Consider the following 19,029-nt stretch of genomic DNA (forward strand, 5'->3'; position numbering starts at 1 on the left):
AAGATGGACTAATTTACATATTACTGTATAGAAAAAGGGGATTACATATGTCTCAATTAACACTACAGAAGCTTGAATCTCACCTATGGGAATCAGCGAACATTTTAAGAGGGTCAATTGACTCTTCAGACTATAAAAATTATATATTTGGTTTATTATTTTTAAAACGCTTGAATGACGTATTTGTTGAAACTGCCACACGGATTGAAGAGGAGGAAGGGGATGATTACGGCTGGTACGATCACGATGAACACCAATTCTTCGTCCCAGAACGTGCTAGATGGAATCATATCCAGGCTCAAACACAAGACATTGGGAATAGCATTAATAAAGCCTTTGAAGCTCTAGAAGAAGATAACGCTTCGCTTCAAGGGGTATTAGCAACTATTGACTTCAATGATAAGGAAAAGCTACCAGACCGTTTATTAATGCAGCTAATTAATCATTTTTCTGCCATTGATTTAAGTAACGCTAATTTATCTGAACCAGATATGCTAGGCCGATCCTATGAGTACCTAATCAAGCAATTTGCAGATGACGCAGGGAAAAAGGGTGGGGAGTTTTACACTCCAAGTAAAGTGGTTGAATTGATTGTTAAGCTGATTAACCCAGAAGAGGGTATGCGTATTTGCGATCCAACTGTCGGTTCGGGTGGTATGTTAATTCAATCAATTGATTATATAAAATCAAAAGGTGGAAACCCACGCAACTTAACTCTGCATGGTCAAGAACGGAACTTAAATACATGGGCTATTTGTAAAATGAATTTGCTGTTACATGGGTTAAGTGACCATCGAATCGAAAAGGGGGATACGATTCGAGAACCAAAGCTGCTAGAAGAAGGAGAACTAATCCTCTATGATCGTGTGATTGCAAATCCACCGTTCAGTCTAAGTAATTGGGGTAGAGAAGAAGCTGAAAGTGATGAGTACGGACGTTTCCGTTTTGGTATACCACAAAAAGATAAAGGTGACTTAGCTTTTATTCAGCACATGGTTGCAATATTAAATCATGAGGGTAGAGCTGGTGTAGTAATGCCACATGGAGTTTTATTCCGTGGTGGAGCAGAAGGGACCATTCGACAAGGTTTGCTTGAAGAGGATTTAATTGAAGCAGTTATTGGTTTACCGTCAAACCTTTTTTATGGTACTGGGATACCAGCGTGTATATTATTACTTAATCGGAATAAACAGGAAAGTAAAAAAGGCAAAGTGTTTTTCCTAAATGCTGCAGAGGACTATCAAGAAGGAAAAAATCAAAATACTCTACGTGACCAAGACATTGAAAAAATAGTTTCAGCTTACGATGAATGGAAGGAAGTTGAGAAGTATTGCCGTCCTGTCAGTTTAGATGAAATTAAAGAAAATGACTATAACTTAAACATTGCCCGTTATATTGATACAGCAGAAGAAGAAGAATTAATTGATGTAGAAGAAGCTCTGGTAAAACTTCGTGTTTTAGAAAAAGAACGTAGTCACATTGAAGTAAAGATGTACGGTTACTTGAAGGAGCTTGGGTATGGTGAATAAGAAAATAGAATCACAGAAATATGCCCTTCCAACTAACTGGAGCTTATGTTCGATTGATGAAGTAGCTTATGTTAATCCCGAAACATTATCGCCAAGTAAAACTGCCAATAATTACAGGTTTGAATATATTGATATTGCTTCAATTGCGAAGACTGGAAAAATCAAAGATACAAAAATTGTAGAGTTTTCTAAAGCACCTAGTAGGGCTAGAAGAGTTGTTATTAAAGGAGACACCATAGTTTCAACTGTTAGACCTTATTTAAAGGGTTTTGCTTTCATTAAATATGAAAGTGATTTACCTCAGATCTGCTCCACCGGATTTGCTGTATTAAGGGTAAAAAAAGACATTGATCCGGATTTTATATATCAATCAATTCTTGACGATAAGTTTGTTTCGTATTTAGAGACAAAAATGACAGGTTCAAATTATCCAGCAGTTAAGGCTGGGGATATAAAGGAGTATAAACTTGGCATTCCCAATTTCAGTGAACAGAAGAAAATTGCTGAAATTCTTAATACTGTTGATTCTGTAATTGAAAGTACAGAAGAAATTATCGAACAAACTAAAAAAGTAAAAAAAGGGTTAATGCAGCAACTATTAATAAAAGGAATAGGACATTCCAAGTTTAAGAATACGGTGATTGGTCAGATTCCAGAAGAGTGGGAAGTAAAAGATTTAGATAGTTTATTTGAATTTTTCGGTGGAATGCCTTTTTCCCGTTCTTCACTTGGTGATGAAGGGGCTTATTATCTTCACTATGGCGATATACATAAAATGGATAAAATTATTTTCGACACAAGAGTAGATTCTTGTTGGCTTCCAAGGATTAATATTAAAGAGGGAAGTATTAGAGAAGATAGTTTATTACAAACAGGCGATATTGTTTTTGCAGATGCTTCAGAAGACACTGAAGGTATTGCGAAAAGTGTAGTGGTAATAAATGATAAAAATAAACCTTTTATTTCGGGGCTTCATACGATTATTGCAAAAGAAAAGTTACCATTATTGGATATTAAATACAAGCAATATTGTTTTGCTAATTCTGAAATAAAGAAACAGTTTTTAAAAATTGCAACGGGTGCAACAGTTTATGGTATATCTAAGTCGAATATAAAAAGCATAAAAATTCCAGTTCCACCGATAGAGGAGCAAAAAAAGATTGGAGATATTCTTCAGTCTTTTGACGAAAAAATTCAGCATGAACAAAAGAAATTAATACCATTAACGAACCTCAAGAATGGTCTTATGCAAGTTCTTTTAACAGGTAAAGTTCGAGTGAAGGTCGATGAAAAAGTGGTGTCACACTCATGACAATTGCAAGTGATTGGAATGAAAAAACACTCGTAGAAAATCGCTTTATTAATCAATTAAAAGAAATGGGCTATGAAAATAATCATGGCCCAGCTCTTGATATTGAGCGTGAAACGATGGGAGAAGTTGTTTTAAAAGGACGACTAATAAAAGCAATTCAAAAATTAAACCCTTGGGTTTCAGAAAACAATCTTAATAAAATTGTCCGTTCAATTACACATATACATGCAACCAGTTTAATGGAAGCAAATCAATCATTTCATGAAAACCTCATCAACATGATTTCCATACAACAAGACCTAGGAAAAGGGAGGAAGAACCAAACAGTAAAATTGATTGACTTTGAGTGTCCAGAAAATAATGAGTTTTTGGTTGTTGATCAATTTACAATATCAAATGCAAGAGGAATAATTCGCCCAGACCTTATTATTTTTATAAATGGGCTGCCATTGGTGGTTATTGAATGTAAGAGCCCGACTTTATCACCAGATGAACAAATTGGACAAGGTGTAAAGCAACTGCTGCGTTATCAAGACCAATGTGAGCAATTGTTTTTTTACAATCAACTATTAATAGCTTCAAGTAATGACCGTGCAAAAGCTGGAACAATTGGAGCAAGAGTGCAGCATTATGGGGAATGGAAAGATCCTTATCCAAGGACTGTTGCTGAAGTTGGAGATAATCCATCTGCACAAGATATTCTTGTTTCTGGAATATTCCCGAAAGAAATATTACTCGATCTTATCCAAAATTTTATTGTCTATGAACCAGTTGAAGGTCGCACCATTAAAAAGTTGGCACGTTACCAGCAATACAGAGCCGTTAATAAAGCCATTATTAGCATTTTAAATGCTGAGGACTCCCGACGCCGAGGTGGAGTAGTATGGCACACTCAAGGTAGTGGGAAATCGCTTACTATGGTATTCTTAGCTGTAAAATTAAGAAGGCTGAAGGAACTAAAAAATCCAACAATTGTAGTGGTAACTGACCGTAAAGACTTAGACGATCAGATAACTAATACCTTTCGTAGATGTGGGTTTCCTAATCCTCAACAAGCAGTTTCAGTAGCAAAGCTAAAGGATTTACTGCAGCAAGGACCTGGAACCACAGTTATGACCCTGGTGCAGAAGTTCCAAGAAAACGCCGAGAGTAATAGTTATCCGGAGTTAACAAAGGCTGAAAATGTTTTTGTTATGGTCGATGAATCCCATCGTACACAATACAGTGGTCTAGCTATGAATATGCGTACAGCTATGCCGAATGCCTGTTATTTGGGATTCACAGGGACACCTATTGATAAAGGAGACAAAAGTACAATTCGGACTTTCGGTACATATATAGATAAATACACAATCGAACAGGCAGTTGAAGATGGTGCTACTGTTCCTATTTTTTTTGAATCACGGATGGTCGACTTACACATTCAAGGTGACTCTTTAGACGATTTATTTGACCGAAAGTTCCGTGATTACGGAGATGAAGATAGGGAACGAATAAAGAAAAGATTTGTAACAGAGGAAGCCCTTATTTCTTCACCAAAACGTATTAAACGGATCGTCCTAGATATGATTGAACATTTTGAAACACATATTAAACCAAATGGTTTTAAAGCTCAAGTTGTTGCTGTTACTAGGGAAGCTGCTGTTAATTATAAGGAAATGTTTGATGAATTGAGTGATTATGAATCAAAAGTAATTATTTCTGGTAGACATAATGATGATGAGAGAATGAGGAAACATCATTTATCAAGGGATGAAGAAAAGAAAATTATTGAACGGTTTAAAAAGCCAATGAGTGAAGATTCACTTAGTTTTATCATTGTCTGTGATAAGTTGCTAACCGGATTTGACGCTCCGATTGAACAGGTAATGTATTTAGATAAGCCTTTAAAAGAGCATAACTTGTTACAAGCAATTGCAAGAACAAATCGAACCTATGATAAAAAAACATATGGATTAATAGTTGATTATTACGGAGTTTCACGCTTCTTAGAACAGGCTTTAGGAATCTTTGCTGAACAGGATGTTAAAGGGGCATTGCAAAGTGTTGATTCTGAAATACCCCGTCTTCAAACAAGGCACCGAAAAGCTATGAGATTCTTTAATTATGTAAGGAAAGATGATCTTGAAGCTTGTATTCAAATCCTTGAACCAGAAGATGTCCGTAATGAATTTGATACAGCCTTTAAGAAGTTTTCTGAAAGCATGGATATGATTTTACCTAGTCCGAAGGCAAAATCGTATTTGAATGATTTGAAATTCCTAGGGAAAGTCCGACAACTAGCTAAATCACGTTATAGGGAAGATAACTTGGATATATCGGATTGTGGTCAAAAGGTTAAAGAACTAATAGAAGAATACTTATTTGCGACGAATATAGAGGTGATACATGAACCGATAGATATATTATCCAACAAATTTGAAAAACGGTTAGAAGAAGCTACGACTCCGGAAGCCAAAGCTGCAGAAATGGAACATGCAATTCGGCACGAAATAAAAGTAAAAATTGATGAAAACCCTGTGCTTTATACCTCTTTAAAGGAACGTCTTGAGGAACTAATCAAAAAGCGTAAAGACCGTCAAGTAACCATTGAAGAGCTTTTACAAGAATATAGAGAAATGGTTAAAGAAATTCGAAATACTGTTCAGAAAAGCCTGGAACACGGGTTTACAAGAGAGCAATACCCATTTTTTCAAATGCTTGAACAGCAACTGCCGGATGAAGAAGATAAGGAAGCATTAAAGGAATTAACACATATTATTACCGAGGATATACAAGAACAGGCTGTCATTGAATGGACTGAAAAAGAGGACGTAAAAAGGGAAATGCGTAAGAAGATAAAACGGCAGCTACGTGTGAGTAAATGTCCAAATGGTAAAATAGAAGGGTTGACCCAGCAGCTAATGGAGTTAGCTGAGGTTCATTATAAAAAGTAAAACTAAACAAAATACAAGGGAATAGTTTCTTTTGGGGATGTGTATATGGTTATGCCAAAACAGTCTGAAATGGAGGTTCCCTTATTAGAGGTGTTGATTTCTTTAGGTGGACAAGGGAAGCCAAAAGACATATCCGTTTAGTGACAAATAAATTTCCAGGTTTAACCTAGGAAGATTTAGATGAAAGGATGGAATTTGGAGGTAACAAATGGGCTAATCGGATTCAATGAGTAAGGCAAAAGCTGGTAGATATTGGTGAAATGGATAGTCCTCAAAGAGGGATCTGGGCAATAACTGACCTAGGAAGAAATCGTTTAAATTCACCTGTACTTGTCCCCTCCAATTCTCCTGTTAATTTTGTTGAACTATATGAAGATACGAAGAGGATTTTAAATCACAGTTACTTGATAAACTTCACGAATTAACTCCAAGGCAATTTGAGGAGTTTGCAAAAAAATTATTGCAAGTTTCTGGGTTTGTAAATTTAACTGTTACAGACGTTGGTCCCGATGGGGGAATCGATGGGTACGGAAGGATAAAGATTGGACTTGCTTCCATGAATGTTGCCTTTCAGTGTAAAAGGTGGCAAGGAAATGTTGGAAGAAGAGAAATTCAACAGTTTCGTGGTGCTATTCAAGGTACTTACGAGCAAGGGATTTTGTTTACTACGTCTGATTTTACATCACAGGCAACAGGTATTTCGTTTCAACAGGGTGCAGTTCCAATTATTTTGATGAATGGTACTGGAATTGTAGATATTATGATCGAGAAGGGGCTAGGGGTAGTTAAAAAGCTTTGTATCTTTATTATGATAAGGTTCAAGATTTTTTAGATGAATAGATAATTACTGGAGAAAAAGAGGTACTTTTAAGTAAAAGGTACCTCTTTTTCTTTTTTACTTAAAAATATTAATTAACAAAGTAATATAGGCCCGTTTATTCGAAGCCACTCTTTCCTTTGGTTATAATCCGGCAGTATAGACCGAACAAAATTCCAATAATCAGTTGAGTGGTTCGGATATTTAAGATGTGCTAATTCATGAACAATAACATAATCAACCACCGACATCGGAGCCATCATAATTCGCCAATTTAAATAAATAGCTCCATCTTTTGTACATGTTCCCCAACGCTTTTGCTGCTCTTTTAATACAACCTTTGACGGCTCAAGTTCCATTTTGGGACAATAGATCTTTAACCTTTCCTCTACCTTTTTATTTCCATGTGTGACATACCAATCTTTAAACAGTTGACTCAATTTGGTTTGTCTTTCTTCATCAGCCATTTTTGGGGGGATTTCTGCTATAAAACGCCCTTGTTTAAATGCTAGCTCTGGTTTTTTCAAATGTTCGTTCTTATAAACCTTTAGAGTATACTGGCGACCTAAATATCCGAATTTTTCGCCACTAATATATTCTTTTGGTGTAGGTGAATCAACAATCTCTTCAAGCTCAAATTTTTTCTTTAAAATCCAAGGAGCTCTTTTATGCAAAATGGTTTTTATTTTATCAAAGTCAATTCCTTCCGGAGCAACTAACTTTACTCCTTCATTTAAGCAGACTGAAAGTGAAACATCTTTTTTATCTTTTTTATATTCAATCGAAAAATCAATTGTAGTAGTCCCATATTTAAAGTTTTGCATGATGTATTGTCCTCCTGTTGCTAACAATTATTATTTTATTAGTTATATTAGGCTAGGTCAAACCATGGGAGAGCAATTTGTCCGTTCTAAGGTGGTGTTTTGCATTGTTCAAAATGCCTTAAATTTTGTCTTTGGAACTGGGAAATAAACTCTTTTATTCATTTGTTTAGTCATATATTTTGTCATTAATCTAAAAATACGAATCTATAAAAAAAGAACCTAACCTTAATTAGGTTAGACTCTTTTCCCCAAGTGTGTATTCTTGAAACGTTTTATCAGCTTCAATCCATTTATCTTTGGCATTGTTTCTATTTGTATAAAATTTTTCTAATATTTTATCCATGTTATTTGCAATTTCAACTTGTTTCAAGTAAGGAACACCAAGATCTGTATTGTCAGGAATTACAATTTTTCTAATATCAACTGGCTGAAGCTCTATCTGACCAGAAGACCCAGTAAAAAGACCTTCTATTTGGACTTGTCCAAAATGGGACCTTAAAAAATGAGCAATAAATGATGGGTCATAATCCTCTTTAACCCTAATTATTGATACGTGACCATCACACATAGCAGGAGTATCGCTTTCATATAAAGCAACTTTACCCATCGACCCAATACCGGTTGAAGCTAGAAGTATATCGCCTTTTCTAACATGGTATTCAGAACTATCCTCAAAGAATTCATTGTCTACACTAAGGCACTGTTCAAGATCAATACCTTCATCAATAACATCAACTGTTTTAATTACTTTATTTTCCCCATCATCGCTATATTTGGGTTGATTCCCTCTTTTAATAGGCTCAGATATTATCTCATTTATAGTTGTAGTAGAGTATTTTGTAGCCAATTTGTCTACTATACTTAGCTTGGGATTATAATACAAGTAATTGAGTCTATTCTCCAAATCATCCGGGAAACTGTAAAAGGATAAAGTTTTCTTTGTAGTGCCAGATCTATGAAAGTAATTATTCTCGTCATCTGGGTCAAATTCAACTTCAATTTGTTCTCTAAAATAAGCTCTCGCTTCTTCAAGTGCCCTTTTTGCAAAAACTTCAAATTTTAACGCAATATATTGTATTTTTCTTACGTTAGAAATTATTTGTTTTTGTAACAATAAGTCAAGATTTGGCACAAGTATTTGAGGTAGGTCAACTTCTTGGTTAATGGCAGGATAACCAGCTCCACTACAATACTTCTCAAATTGATATTTTGAGATATCAGTTCTTAAAGCAAAAAATAAAAACTCCGGAAGAATTCCTGGTTTTGGTTTTAATACAGCAAATCCGGTAGAGCATATTTCTTTATCATATTTCGCTGGGACTAGAGATATTGCTTTCCTAGTTGGACGAGTAGTTGAAACTATAATTGTATCCTTATACATTATTCTTCTTACCCTGGAGCTAGTAGCATCTTTACCAATCATTTTTATAGGATTTAGCTTTCCTTTAACTATGTCCACTTTTCCTATTTCAGCATAAAAGAATTCCTCATCAGGAGTATTAATAGGATTGCGACTATCTTTAATAAAGTTAGCAGCTTCAGATATTGGAATAAACTCAAAAGGAGAGTTATTTATTTTCTCCTGTATAGAGTTGTAAATTTTATCATTGTAAAGGACATCAAGACGCTTTTCAAATTCTTCTGGGAATCTGAAATAGCTATGTGAGAATTCAAACAAGATTTCAGTCCTCCCTTGTCATTTGTTGTAAAAATAATTGTTTAACAAATTCGTTACCTCTATATGATCTTAAGACAGCTTCCTTAAAACGTAGGTAATCATTTAATGTATTATCAAGGTGGTTGTCTGTTTCTTTACCCTGGGTATTTACTCCTACTTTATCAACATGTGCAAAGAAAGTTGGCTCTTTTTGTAGAGCACTAAGATCGGTCTTTTTAATAGCATATAATATAGAGGTCTTTGTTGATGTTTTAGATATCGGAACAAAGGTATCTCGAGTAAGTGAAATTACTGCCTTAATATAAAAGTGTGTCTTTAGATATTTTCTAACTTCACTGTATTCATCCGTATTTAAAATACCTTCGTCAAGGATGGTAATAAGTTTACCTCCACGCCATTCTGGTAAATCACATTTATTAGTATCTTCTTTTAAGTAGTGCCAGATTGAAGGTAAGAACAGTGCACCACCCTTCATTTTTGTACCTGTAATTTCTATCTCACAATTATCGGAACTAATTAGTCGGCCTAATTGTTCAAGCTTTTGATAATTGTTTTCTAATGTTCTTGATTTTCCATTAATTTTTGTTGTTAAAGATCTATATTCTGCAGAACCTTCAGTTTCATTTTCCCTTAAATTATATAATTCTTCTAATTCTGCACTATATATCCCTATTTTCTCAGATATTTCGTCCCTTTTTTCAATTGTCTTATTTTTAAAAGGCAATATTGGGAACCTAGCGAGTCTTGTGTTTATTTCTCCCAAGCTTGTAAAGGTAGCTGTTTGATAATTTACTTCTCCTAGAGGAGGATTAGTTAATATTACATCAAATGCATTATCATAATTAGAATCTTGAATTGTATGCAATGTTAATCCGTTTGCCTCTCCTCGAATATTAGTTTTTCCATCACCATGAACCCACATATTCATTTTAGCGATTTTAGCTACTCTCATATCAATGTCCGAACCAAAAAGTTGACTTGTCTTTATCTCTCTCTGTTTTTCAATTGTACGACTTTCTGTAGGCTCATTTACAGACTTTAATAACTGACTCATCGAGTGAATTAGGAACCTACCTGTCCCACACGCTGGGTCAAGAACATGGTCATTTTGTTCTAGGTCAGCTAACTTAACCATAAATCGTACCACATTATCCGGTGTAAAGAATTGTCCAACTCTAACGTCCTTTTCAGATCGTTTTGCTAATACTTCATAAACAGCTCCAAGTGCATCGACCAAAGTTCCTAGGAAACTATATTTAATGAAAATAGGTATAATGTGTTCCTTAATGAAATCATCGTTTAATGAGTCTGGTAGGCTGTCATTTTCTGTAAACATTCCAGATTCAATAAATTCACCTTCATCTTTAATAACATCAAAGAGCTCATGGATTGCCCTTCCTTGTTCACGGATTGCTTGAGCAAGGTTATTTTTATACCTATTAAAGGAATCAACATCTAAAAGTCGATTTTGCTGATTACTTCTTTCACGCTTTTCCTCAAATATTTTAATGAAAACAAGGTAAATTAACGTGTTAATAGCAGAAGCTCCTGTAGCTATTCCGTTTTCTCTCATGTAACTTTCTAATTTATCAAGGTCCTTAACGAGTTCTTCTAAAGTTTTCATATCCCTTTCAATTTCTTTACTCTCTATATCTTGAAGTAATTCTTCGTCAAAAGGGAAAACATTTTGTTGGATTAACTTCTTAATCCTAAGGTCGTCCACAAATTCCTTATGAAGAGCAAAAACTCTAATTAAATCTTCAAGTGGATATAATGTTCTATCACTCTCTGACAACCTTTGTAGGTATAGTTCTAATGTTTCGAAATTTACTGGTAGAATTTTCATATCAAATCTACCTTCTTGAGTTCTTTGTCTATTGAAATCCCTAATGCTATCTATCATTCTTTTGGAAGTTTCAGGGGTAACGAAAATGCAAAAACAATTTTTTTGGTTGTTTGTCTCTTTGACTTTTTGAAGATGTTCTTTTATAGAATTAAATTCTCCGTCTTGTTGAGCACCATATCTTTTAGCAACTTCAATATTAATATTGAATAAATCATTATAAAGTTCAATATCGGAATATCCGGCAGGGGCGTGAGAAACACCACCATTGTGTTTTACTTCATACCCTCTTTTTTCAAAAGCATTTTTTAAGTCGACAGTTATTTCTTGCTCAAGTTCTGTTCTTGGGTCAAGTGAATCATACTTTGACACTAAATCACTCCTAAATGCAATTTTTTTATTATTAAATAAAATATTTTCCAAAATTATCAACCTACTTATTTTAGCATTTTAACTAATTAAATAGGAGAACAATATTGGTGGAAGAAAAAAAGAAAATCTTATGTCAATGTAAGTATTAAATCTTATGGTCAAACTTTTTATAGGAGCGATGATTAGCCTGGCAAGAATTTTATCGGAAAGGAGTATTATTATGAACGAATTACTCGAAGCGAAGCTTACAATTTCATGTATTAGAACGCAGCTTCTTGATCTGGCTGGTGAACTTATTGCTGATGATTTATCGACAAAAGAATATGCAATAAAAAGGATACTCACTGTTATCGATACATTGATGAATACGATATGAAAATAGAGATTATTAATGAAACTTTGGCATGACGAACTGCCTTAAGGTAGCTTTAATTGAGTCTGCACAAAAGAATGTTGGTTCCGGACTTGACGCATTTATAATTGATTGTCAATTAAGAACATTGAGGGATGAATATGTTACTCATAAAATGATTCATAAAGGGAATTAAACCGTTTACAATCTATTCTTCAAGGTGAGGTTATCTGAAGTACAGGCAAGAATAGCAAAATAGGCTGAATATCAAGTTACGACGGCTACTGCCAGTGGCCCTTATCAAAGTTGAATGTAACCGGTTGGATTGGACAAGAATGAAAAAAGTTTAGGGGAAATTGTTTTGATCGAATATAAAACTGAATTGACCAAAGATGACGCCATTTTTTTCATGGATATGGTGGCGTCTGTGTGGAGTCCAAATTTTGTATCTAAATTGTATAAAGCTAAACCGTATATAAAAATACTGACCGAAAAAGTTTCAGATAATTACAAGCGATTTATTGGTTTATACACAGCCATGAGTTATCTATTATCAGAAAGAGAGCTGATAATACTTAATGGAATATATGGTGTCAACAAAGAAAGAGCTCGATTAAAATCTGTTGCTAAATTGCTAAACCTATCCCCGGAACGTGTAAGGCAGATACGAAATGAAGCAGAAAAAAAGATAGCAAAAAAACTCTGGGTTAAACTAAAAGATTGATACTAATCTTATAATTAATAGCTGAGAGAACTGAAATTGTGGACTGGGGGATAAAGGTCACTAAACCCTAATATACCAAGGGATTTAGCTGGTGTCACTTGGTGGCAAGTTTGTGGCAAAACGAATCATACTGCCACCAATTGCATCTGTTTAAATCATATATACAAAAAACAAAAGCCTATTATATCTACAATTTCAAATAAAAACTGTTAAAATCCGAGTGACTTTACAACCTTGACAGGGAAGGGGGCGTGGGTTAGAAATTTAGAGTGAATTATGATGCTTAGATGTATTTATATTTTTAAAAGGAAAAATCCCTTTTAAAAAATTCCTAAAGGGTAGTAGGTATAACGAAGTCATCTGTTAATGGAGTTCGGTGCCCCACTCCAAAGTTGATCTTTCACTATAGTACTCTGGAATGGGCTGTGATAGCACAAAACCGAAAGAAATATATAAATTTCCTAAATCAGGATATTTTTACCAAAAATGGAAATAACGTTTGATTATTAAGAAGAAAATAAGAATACTTTGTGACAGTCTTGTGAATATTTTGCTCGAAGGTAGAATTTCCCCAGGTTTTGCCCTTTATATATAGATAGTGAGAGGCTTGTGAAAGGACATCACTTGTTAGATGCAAATTCACAACAAATTAACTGATAACGTTCACAATATTGGAAGCTTTTTACAGAATTGTGACAAATAAAAAAGAAAGACATAATCCAATTGGAATCTGTCATTTACGATTGTGAAAGCCTACATCAAGAAGAGCGAAGCGATAGAATCTGTCGGTGAAGAGTAGCACACCCACATCATAGACACACCCAATGAAAGCATGTGGAAGCAAACGGCATTGGGATAAGTCTGTTCTCGTTGAGAACCTACTCCCTAGTGGTAAATGCCAAAGGTGATAGGTTACAAGACTTAAAACCTTTTCTATTCATTTAGGGGTTATCTTATTACAATAGAGGCTAGCTTTCATGACATCTCTCAAAAGATCTGTAATGGCTCCCTCTCCCTCCCGCGTCCGAGTCCATACAAATAATGTTAGTGGCCGCCCGCTTCTAAGGCTGTCTCGTAAGAGACTGGAGCCACTAGAGCCTGATGACATGGTACCCCCTTAGTACATAATTTGATTTCCTTGTAAGAAACGACCAATTACCGGGCTAATAATATTGCTATGCTTACCATTCCCCAAAGCATAACCGTTCGAAACTTCAGAACCCTCCCAATTCAAAGCAAATCAAAGTGATACGCCCCCATTTTTACTCTCCTTAACCTGTTTATAAAAATAATACTAGAATTGAAGGTTGGAATATTCAATTATTAAAGGAAATTTCGGCAATAGTCTTACCGTTTTAATCGCAGAAGTGATTTATTTATATATATTTGTACTGATGTTAATCAAGACTTGCTTAACATCACATATAGAAATGTGTGAATCATTGTAAAGTTTATGGTAAAATATACCTAAAGATAATTTGAAAAAGGGGCGTCAAGGTGCATATTCTTTCAGAAAAAGAGTTCGAGGATATATTAGTATTACATCCAGAATTGATTGAAGATGGCTTAACATTGCTTGATAGGCAGGCTCAGCTGGAATCTAGAAGAACAGATTTAACTTTTTCCGATAAAGATGGGAATATTCTATTAGTCGAGTTGAAAAAGGACATGGTAACCTTAGAAAACGTCGATCAAATCACCGATTATGTTAGAAGATTAAAAGGGAAAGTAAATAAAAAAATAAGAGGGATGTTGATCGGTCAGGAGGTCACGCAACCAATCCAGGAAATATGTAAACAAAATAAAATTGAATGGAAGGAGATGACAACAGATCTTCTATTCCATTATCTACAAAACAATGATCAGAATGTATATGACTCTATCTTTATTAAGGGAAAGCTGCATAAAGAAGCAAAAACTGTACCAAAAATGAGCTTTCAAGACTATTTAAATCAGACATCACCCTTTGGTATTCCATATTCATCTTATCAATTTTTTAAGCCGGTTGATGCCAGTCCTGAACTGAGTGATGACGGCCAAGCGAATCAAAGAGTTACAGATGGCTTTAATCAGTTTATTATGGACCTTGCTTTTACACGATCCTTGTTTCATCAACAGATTAAAATAACAAGAAATCAGGATCAACCTGTTAAATGGAGCCAAAATTCGAATGGATCCTGGCAAGGATATGTCATCCCTTATACATTAACTTCAACAGATTTTCCCAATGGGTTACCTTGTGAAGTATATTTGGGAACGATAGGCTACCGTGGGAATAAAACCACATTTGCTGATGAAAAGTCTAGGTTTATCGTGGTGAAAGTAGGAACAGGAACTAACCATATGACAACGCAGTATGGTTATCATAAGTACCTAAGGACTGATAAAAAAGCACTTTTTCCATTTTTTGAGTTGAAATTTAATTCAAGAGGGTTGCCAAAAGCTTTATGGGAAACTATTTATCACACCCTTATTATTTATGGATATTATGTTCAGGACTCGGCCGATAAGAAACCGTCCAAGATTTTATGGGTAGGAGATATCCATTTGAATGATGTACAAGTAGAAGAAAAGATTAGTAATCTGCTAGAGGCACTTTTTGTGTTAACAATCGTTAAAGCTCATTATAAAGGGAGTGAAAAAGGGATAGAGTTTGATTTCCTTAAGTAAAAATATAATAAAGCCGATACTGGGGCTAGTTTGCAGCGGTTTTTGATCCTGTAACTAATAAGCATGAACGGGAGAAAAATATGCCAATTGATAGGGCGTTTAAATCGATTAATGATGCAGGTAGATTTGTAGAATCGAATAAGATCAGAATCAAAATACGAAATCTAGATGATATGCTGAATGTTCCTGAAGTGCCAGGGGTTTATTGGATAGAAACAACGATGCCGGAAAAGGAAATTTTCAATCCAAAGATTTATAAAGATAAGAAAAGAGTCACAACTCCAAAAGGTACAAAAATCATTGTTCAAGAAAAACAAAACCCATACATCATCTATAACGGTACAGAAAGCAATATAAATCGGAGACTGAAACAGCATTTATTTAAGGAAGGGAATGAGGGGACAGGGAAGCTAGGGCTAGAGATTCATAAAGGAAAATGGAAGGAATATGAATGGTCCGTCTTTTATATGAAAATTGAAGATGTTCCATTGAGAAATGCAATAGAGATCTGGTGGAGGCATAATATTGGCTGGCCGCCATTTTGCAAGAGATAGATTATCAAATTAGAAGGAGTTACATATGTTCCCTGCAACCATTACACAACGAAATACATCCTATCAGTAAATCGAACCAATGTTAACAGAAATTGAAATATAAGAATTACTTATACAGAAACAATACCGAGTTGTTGCAGTCGTTAACGAGAGTCTAGAAAAAGCAGAGTATTGTTTACAACTTTTCTCGTTTTACATGCTGCTAAATTGGAAAAAGTACGGAATTCACTTTGAAGCAAATTGCTTCCACATCGGGTCAAAGAGCCGATATTGTCGTCTGGCATAAAGATAGAGAAGTCAAGGAACATACGCTATTGGTGTTAGAATTGAAAGCTAAGCATATTTAATTAACTGATCATACTTTAGAACAGGTAAAAACCTATAATGAAATTTTAAAAGCTAAGTATATTGGAATTGCGAACGGTAATCAGGTGCAACTCTATGAAGTTCCAGGTGAAAAAACAATTCCCCTGATTAATGAACTATATACTTACTCCGAACTCGTAAAGGGAAAGGTGGAGTACACGAGCTTTCGTCCCTTGCAGCGACTATCCTATGACTTAACCACTTACGACAGATATGTATCTCACTTACGGAAGGAGGGGTATATTGGAGAAGGAACCCCTGTTGAGATGCATTCGTTTCTTTCTGAGTTGCAAAACTTTCTTTTATCCGGAAAAATGCATCTTAGCGGGCAGTACAGGTCTACCATTATAGAAGATTTATCGTACGGTGTGTTTTCCTTTGGAAATGCCAGTGGAGGATCCTTTCCAGGATATTACCGAAGTTTTATAGTACAAGATCTTGATGGTAAGTTTGAGATTTATAGAATAGGTATGTTTGGAACTCCGATCTTGATCGATGATCCTGTTTATGGGAACCGATCAGGAAATACGTATTTGACCGTTGCGAAGGATCAAACTGGTAGTTCATCAAATATTCTACAATTAAATATCGATCAGTTTTTTACCTACTCGAAAGGGAAAGATTTATATAAGGTTTTCCATAATGGCAGAAGAAATGGATTTAAAAATAAAGAAGTAATTGAAAGTGTTGAAAAATTTACACCTGACCTAATGTTGGCTGGGGAACTCTATTTAGGCTCTCTGCCTGCCCATCGCTCAATTACCAGTGAGGATGGATCTGACTTTATTGAAAGACTGATAGAATATGCATGCTTACGTGCCAAATTAGCACAAATACAGAAAAAGAAAGGAAGTAAAAACAAGAGAACCACTCTACACCGATGAAGCAAAAGAGTGGTTCGATAGTGAAGATTAACTCCAATAATAAAAAGATCATATGAGAGACATATGAATTCAGATTTGGGTTAGATGCAACTAAAACTAAAAGCAATTGAGCTGATAACCAAACAAGGAACTCGGTATTAGAGATCCTTGTTTTAAACTTGGGGTAATATTGCCCAGTTTTATTGTGATGCTTAATTCTCCTTGCCTGCAGGGAACCTACTGTTTTAATCTGATTTATTATCTTGTAATTAGTATTAACACTTTGAATAAATATTTACAATAATAAATCCACCTACTTTATTATATATCTCCGTCGAACTTTGACGTGGGAATTCAAGTAAGTTTCTCCTCTTAATATGTTCGTCTGCTTTTTCATTTCGGAGAACTTTAGGTCTTTTTAGGTTACTCTTAAATATTGTATGTGTTTGTTTAGTGCATAATGGACTTAGAAGGGTATTTGTTAACACGTCAACCAATGATTTAACTTCCATTTCCTCATTAGTTGTATCTACAAAGACTTGACTACCCCAGAGTTGAGTCATTCGCTCCTCAAGTAGCCTATCTAATTCTTCTTCGTCTAAATTAGGATCAAAATACTTTGTAGCCTCAAAGTAGTCAATGTCTGTCACAATACGAATTGAAGGCTGATTACTTGATGATTCTAAAGGAAGTTGAAGTACAGCGAGGCATTTAACGCTGGCCTGATTAAAAATATCCTGTAGAGAGGTTGAAAATTCTTCGAATATACCCTGAGCATTGGGTAAATCATTTAATTCTAATGGAAGTGTAAAATTTAGATTTATTTCCAAGTTTTCATTTATAAAATTCTTAATAAAAAGTCTCTTAAAATCAGTAATCGTGCCATTGGAACCTTTTTCAAAACTATGTTTTTCATGGTTACGTGTGCTCGTATAATCATATACAAAAACTGTGGTTCCACAGTCAACGAGTTTAGTTTGTCTCTTCATGTTAGTTGCCTCCCTCAATCCATTTAAGTAGAATTCGTTTTGATACCTTAATACGTGTGCCGATTCTAGTCACGTTAAATTCACCAGAATGAACTAGCTCATAAGCCTGCTTTCTGCCAATACCCAGTAGTTGTTGGATATCTGAGACATTTAGAATATCCGGGTAATCATTATAGTTCTTGTACATATTCCATTAGCTCCTTTGTGTTTTTAACATAATATTGTTGATAAATGGTATCACCGGTATGATGTGAAAAATAGTCTTTCCCGGTCCTTAGCGTTGGCTCACACTGTTCAAGGCATTGGTAAAAGTCATCGGGATTCTTGACCTCCAAAATAATAGGGTTTTTAAGACCGTGTGAGCGAAAGTATTTCTTGTGGCCGATTAGTCTTTGATCAGTTATCCCCTTATTGAAATAGTGCGCTAGCTTTTCATTTTCAATGGCATTAGACGTAATGATGGTTTTGTGGACAAAGCCATATTCCCAAAGTACTTGTAACTTTTTTGGAGGAACTTCTGTTAAGTTACAAACTAGATGATAGTGAATAGCTCCTTCACGTTTCTCATCCTGGAACTCTGTGACACCTAAATACTTAAATTTTGGTAGCTTGTATTTCTTTAAATGATAAGCAAGCCTTTTTTTAAAGTCTGCAAACATTTTATTACACTGCTCAATATCAGTAACATTTACATTTTCAGATGGTGCAAACGTTAGTGTGACAAATGCATATTGATTAGTAAAGTTGCATTCTAATAATCTCCGAATTTGATTCTTAGCACGACTGATGCTTTTCTTGACATTGGCTTCATAGTTTTCACTACTAAGTTCTGTAGCGTGTTTGCGACCGCCTAGACAAGTTCTGCCTGTGGGTGGGGGGTATGACTGCTGGGTGACTTCTACTAAATTGTTACTAATGATGGCTTTCGTATACTGTGGTATTTTCATATTTTCTCCAATTCATAGATATAGATTTTTAGTCAAATTAATCACTATTTATCAAGGTTTATAATATTTATTTCTTGTACACCGGCGTGCTTTTATTGTATCTGGATTTATTGCTAATAGTCGACCTCGCCCTACACCTTTAAGCAGGCAGTAATCTGATTCTCAAAAAGCCCTAATAGTGAATCTTTCACGTAGTTGCAAATTCCTTCTATTTTCGATGAAATGCTTTGATTCTTAAAAAAATGTAATGCAT

At 34.9% G+C, this 19,029-nt stretch carries 14 protein-coding genes and 1 pseudogene; 9 read left to right on the forward strand and 6 right to left on the reverse strand.

The window, feature by feature from the left end:
- Nucleotides 1-47 precede the first annotated feature (47 nt).
- From RCG22_RS01115 to RCG22_RS01130, 4 genes and pseudogenes are all read left to right on the forward strand, one after another.
- On the forward strand, nt 48-1,529 hold the full coding sequence (locus RCG22_RS01115) for a type I restriction-modification system subunit M (protein ID WP_308105345.1): 1,482 nt from the start codon (nt 48-50) through the stop codon (nt 1,527-1,529).
- Nucleotides 1,519-2,841 (forward strand): restriction endonuclease subunit S, encoded by a 1,323-nt coding sequence (locus RCG22_RS01120; protein ID WP_308105346.1) that lies wholly within the window; start codon nt 1,519-1,521, stop codon nt 2,839-2,841. The genes RCG22_RS01115 and RCG22_RS01120 overlap by 11 nt, the downstream gene beginning before the upstream one ends.
- Nucleotides 2,838-5,777: a type I restriction endonuclease subunit R gene (locus RCG22_RS01125; RefSeq protein ID WP_308105347.1), complete on the forward strand. Its 2,940-nt coding sequence runs from the start codon at nt 2,838-2,840 to the stop codon at nt 5,775-5,777. Before RCG22_RS01120 ends, RCG22_RS01125 begins: the two co-directional genes overlap by 4 nt.
- Nucleotides 5,778-6,201: 424 nt before the next feature.
- Nucleotides 6,202-6,609: pseudogene (locus RCG22_RS01130) on the forward strand (restriction endonuclease); the annotation flags it as partial.
- 80 nt (nt 6,610-6,689) lie between these two features.
- On the opposite strand, the gene RCG22_RS01135 reads toward RCG22_RS01130, so the two are convergent.
- The 3 genes from RCG22_RS01135 to RCG22_RS01145 form a co-directional block, all read right to left on the reverse strand.
- Nucleotides 6,690-7,418 (reverse strand): M48 family metallopeptidase, encoded by a 729-nt coding sequence (locus RCG22_RS01135; protein WP_308105348.1) that lies wholly within the window; start codon nt 7,416-7,418, stop codon nt 6,690-6,692.
- 229 nt (nt 7,419-7,647) lie between these two features.
- A complete protein-coding gene (locus RCG22_RS01140; protein WP_308105349.1) occupies nt 7,648-9,096 on the reverse strand; it encodes a restriction endonuclease subunit S domain-containing protein in 1,449 nt (482 codons plus the stop codon).
- 4 nt (nt 9,097-9,100) lie between these two features.
- Nucleotides 9,101-11,362: an AlwI family type II restriction endonuclease gene (locus RCG22_RS01145; RefSeq protein WP_308105350.1), complete on the reverse strand. Its 2,262-nt coding sequence runs from the start codon at nt 11,360-11,362 to the stop codon at nt 9,101-9,103.
- A gap of 169 nt (nt 11,363-11,531) precedes the next feature.
- Here RCG22_RS01145 and RCG22_RS01150 point away from each other — a divergent pair, with 169 nt between their 5' ends.
- From RCG22_RS01150 to RCG22_RS01170, 5 genes are all read left to right on the forward strand, one after another.
- Nucleotides 11,532-11,687 (forward strand): hypothetical protein, encoded by a 156-nt coding sequence (locus tag RCG22_RS01150; protein WP_308105351.1) that lies wholly within the window; start codon nt 11,532-11,534, stop codon nt 11,685-11,687.
- Nucleotides 11,688-11,988: 301 nt separating this feature from the next.
- Nucleotides 11,989-12,387 carry a hypothetical protein gene (locus RCG22_RS01155; RefSeq protein WP_308105352.1) on the forward strand — a complete coding sequence of 133 codons (399 nt, stop codon included), beginning with the start codon at nt 11,989-11,991 and terminating at the stop codon, nt 12,385-12,387.
- A 1,497-nt stretch (nt 12,388-13,884) separates the two neighbouring features.
- Nucleotides 13,885-15,057 (forward strand): endonuclease NucS domain-containing protein, encoded by a 1,173-nt coding sequence (locus tag RCG22_RS01160; protein ID WP_308105353.1) that lies wholly within the window; start codon nt 13,885-13,887, stop codon nt 15,055-15,057.
- A gap of 80 nt (nt 15,058-15,137) precedes the next feature.
- On the forward strand, nt 15,138-15,611 hold the full coding sequence (locus RCG22_RS01165) for a hypothetical protein (protein ID WP_308105354.1): 474 nt from the start codon (nt 15,138-15,140) through the stop codon (nt 15,609-15,611).
- A gap of 431 nt (nt 15,612-16,042) precedes the next feature.
- The gene (locus RCG22_RS01170; RefSeq protein ID WP_308105355.1) at nt 16,043-16,861 is read left to right on the forward strand and encodes a hypothetical protein; all 819 of its coding nucleotides are present in this window, start codon (nt 16,043-16,045) and stop codon (nt 16,859-16,861) included.
- A gap of 254 nt (nt 16,862-17,115) precedes the next feature.
- Here the strand turns inward: RCG22_RS01170 and RCG22_RS01175 are convergent, their stop codons facing one another.
- From RCG22_RS01175 to RCG22_RS01185, 3 genes are read right to left on the reverse strand one after another with little or no spacing between them, the layout of a single operon-like run.
- Nucleotides 17,116-17,829, reverse strand: a complete 714-nt coding sequence (locus tag RCG22_RS01175; RefSeq protein WP_308105356.1) for a hypothetical protein — start codon at nt 17,827-17,829, stop codon at nt 17,116-17,118.
- A 1-nt stretch (nt 17,830) separates the two neighbouring features.
- Nucleotides 17,831-18,016, reverse strand: a complete 186-nt coding sequence (locus tag RCG22_RS01180; protein ID WP_308105357.1) for a helix-turn-helix domain-containing protein — start codon at nt 18,014-18,016, stop codon at nt 17,831-17,833.
- Nucleotides 18,000-18,776: a rolling circle replication-associated protein gene (locus RCG22_RS01185; RefSeq protein WP_308105358.1), complete on the reverse strand. Its 777-nt coding sequence runs from the start codon at nt 18,774-18,776 to the stop codon at nt 18,000-18,002. Before RCG22_RS01185 ends, RCG22_RS01180 begins: the two co-directional genes overlap by 17 nt.
- Between the last annotated feature and the right edge of the window lie 253 nt (nt 18,777-19,029).

The sequence above is a fragment of the Neobacillus nitrireducens genome, assembly GCF_030915405.1.
Taxonomy (GTDB): Bacteria; Bacillota; Bacilli; order Bacillales; family Cytobacillaceae; genus Neobacillus.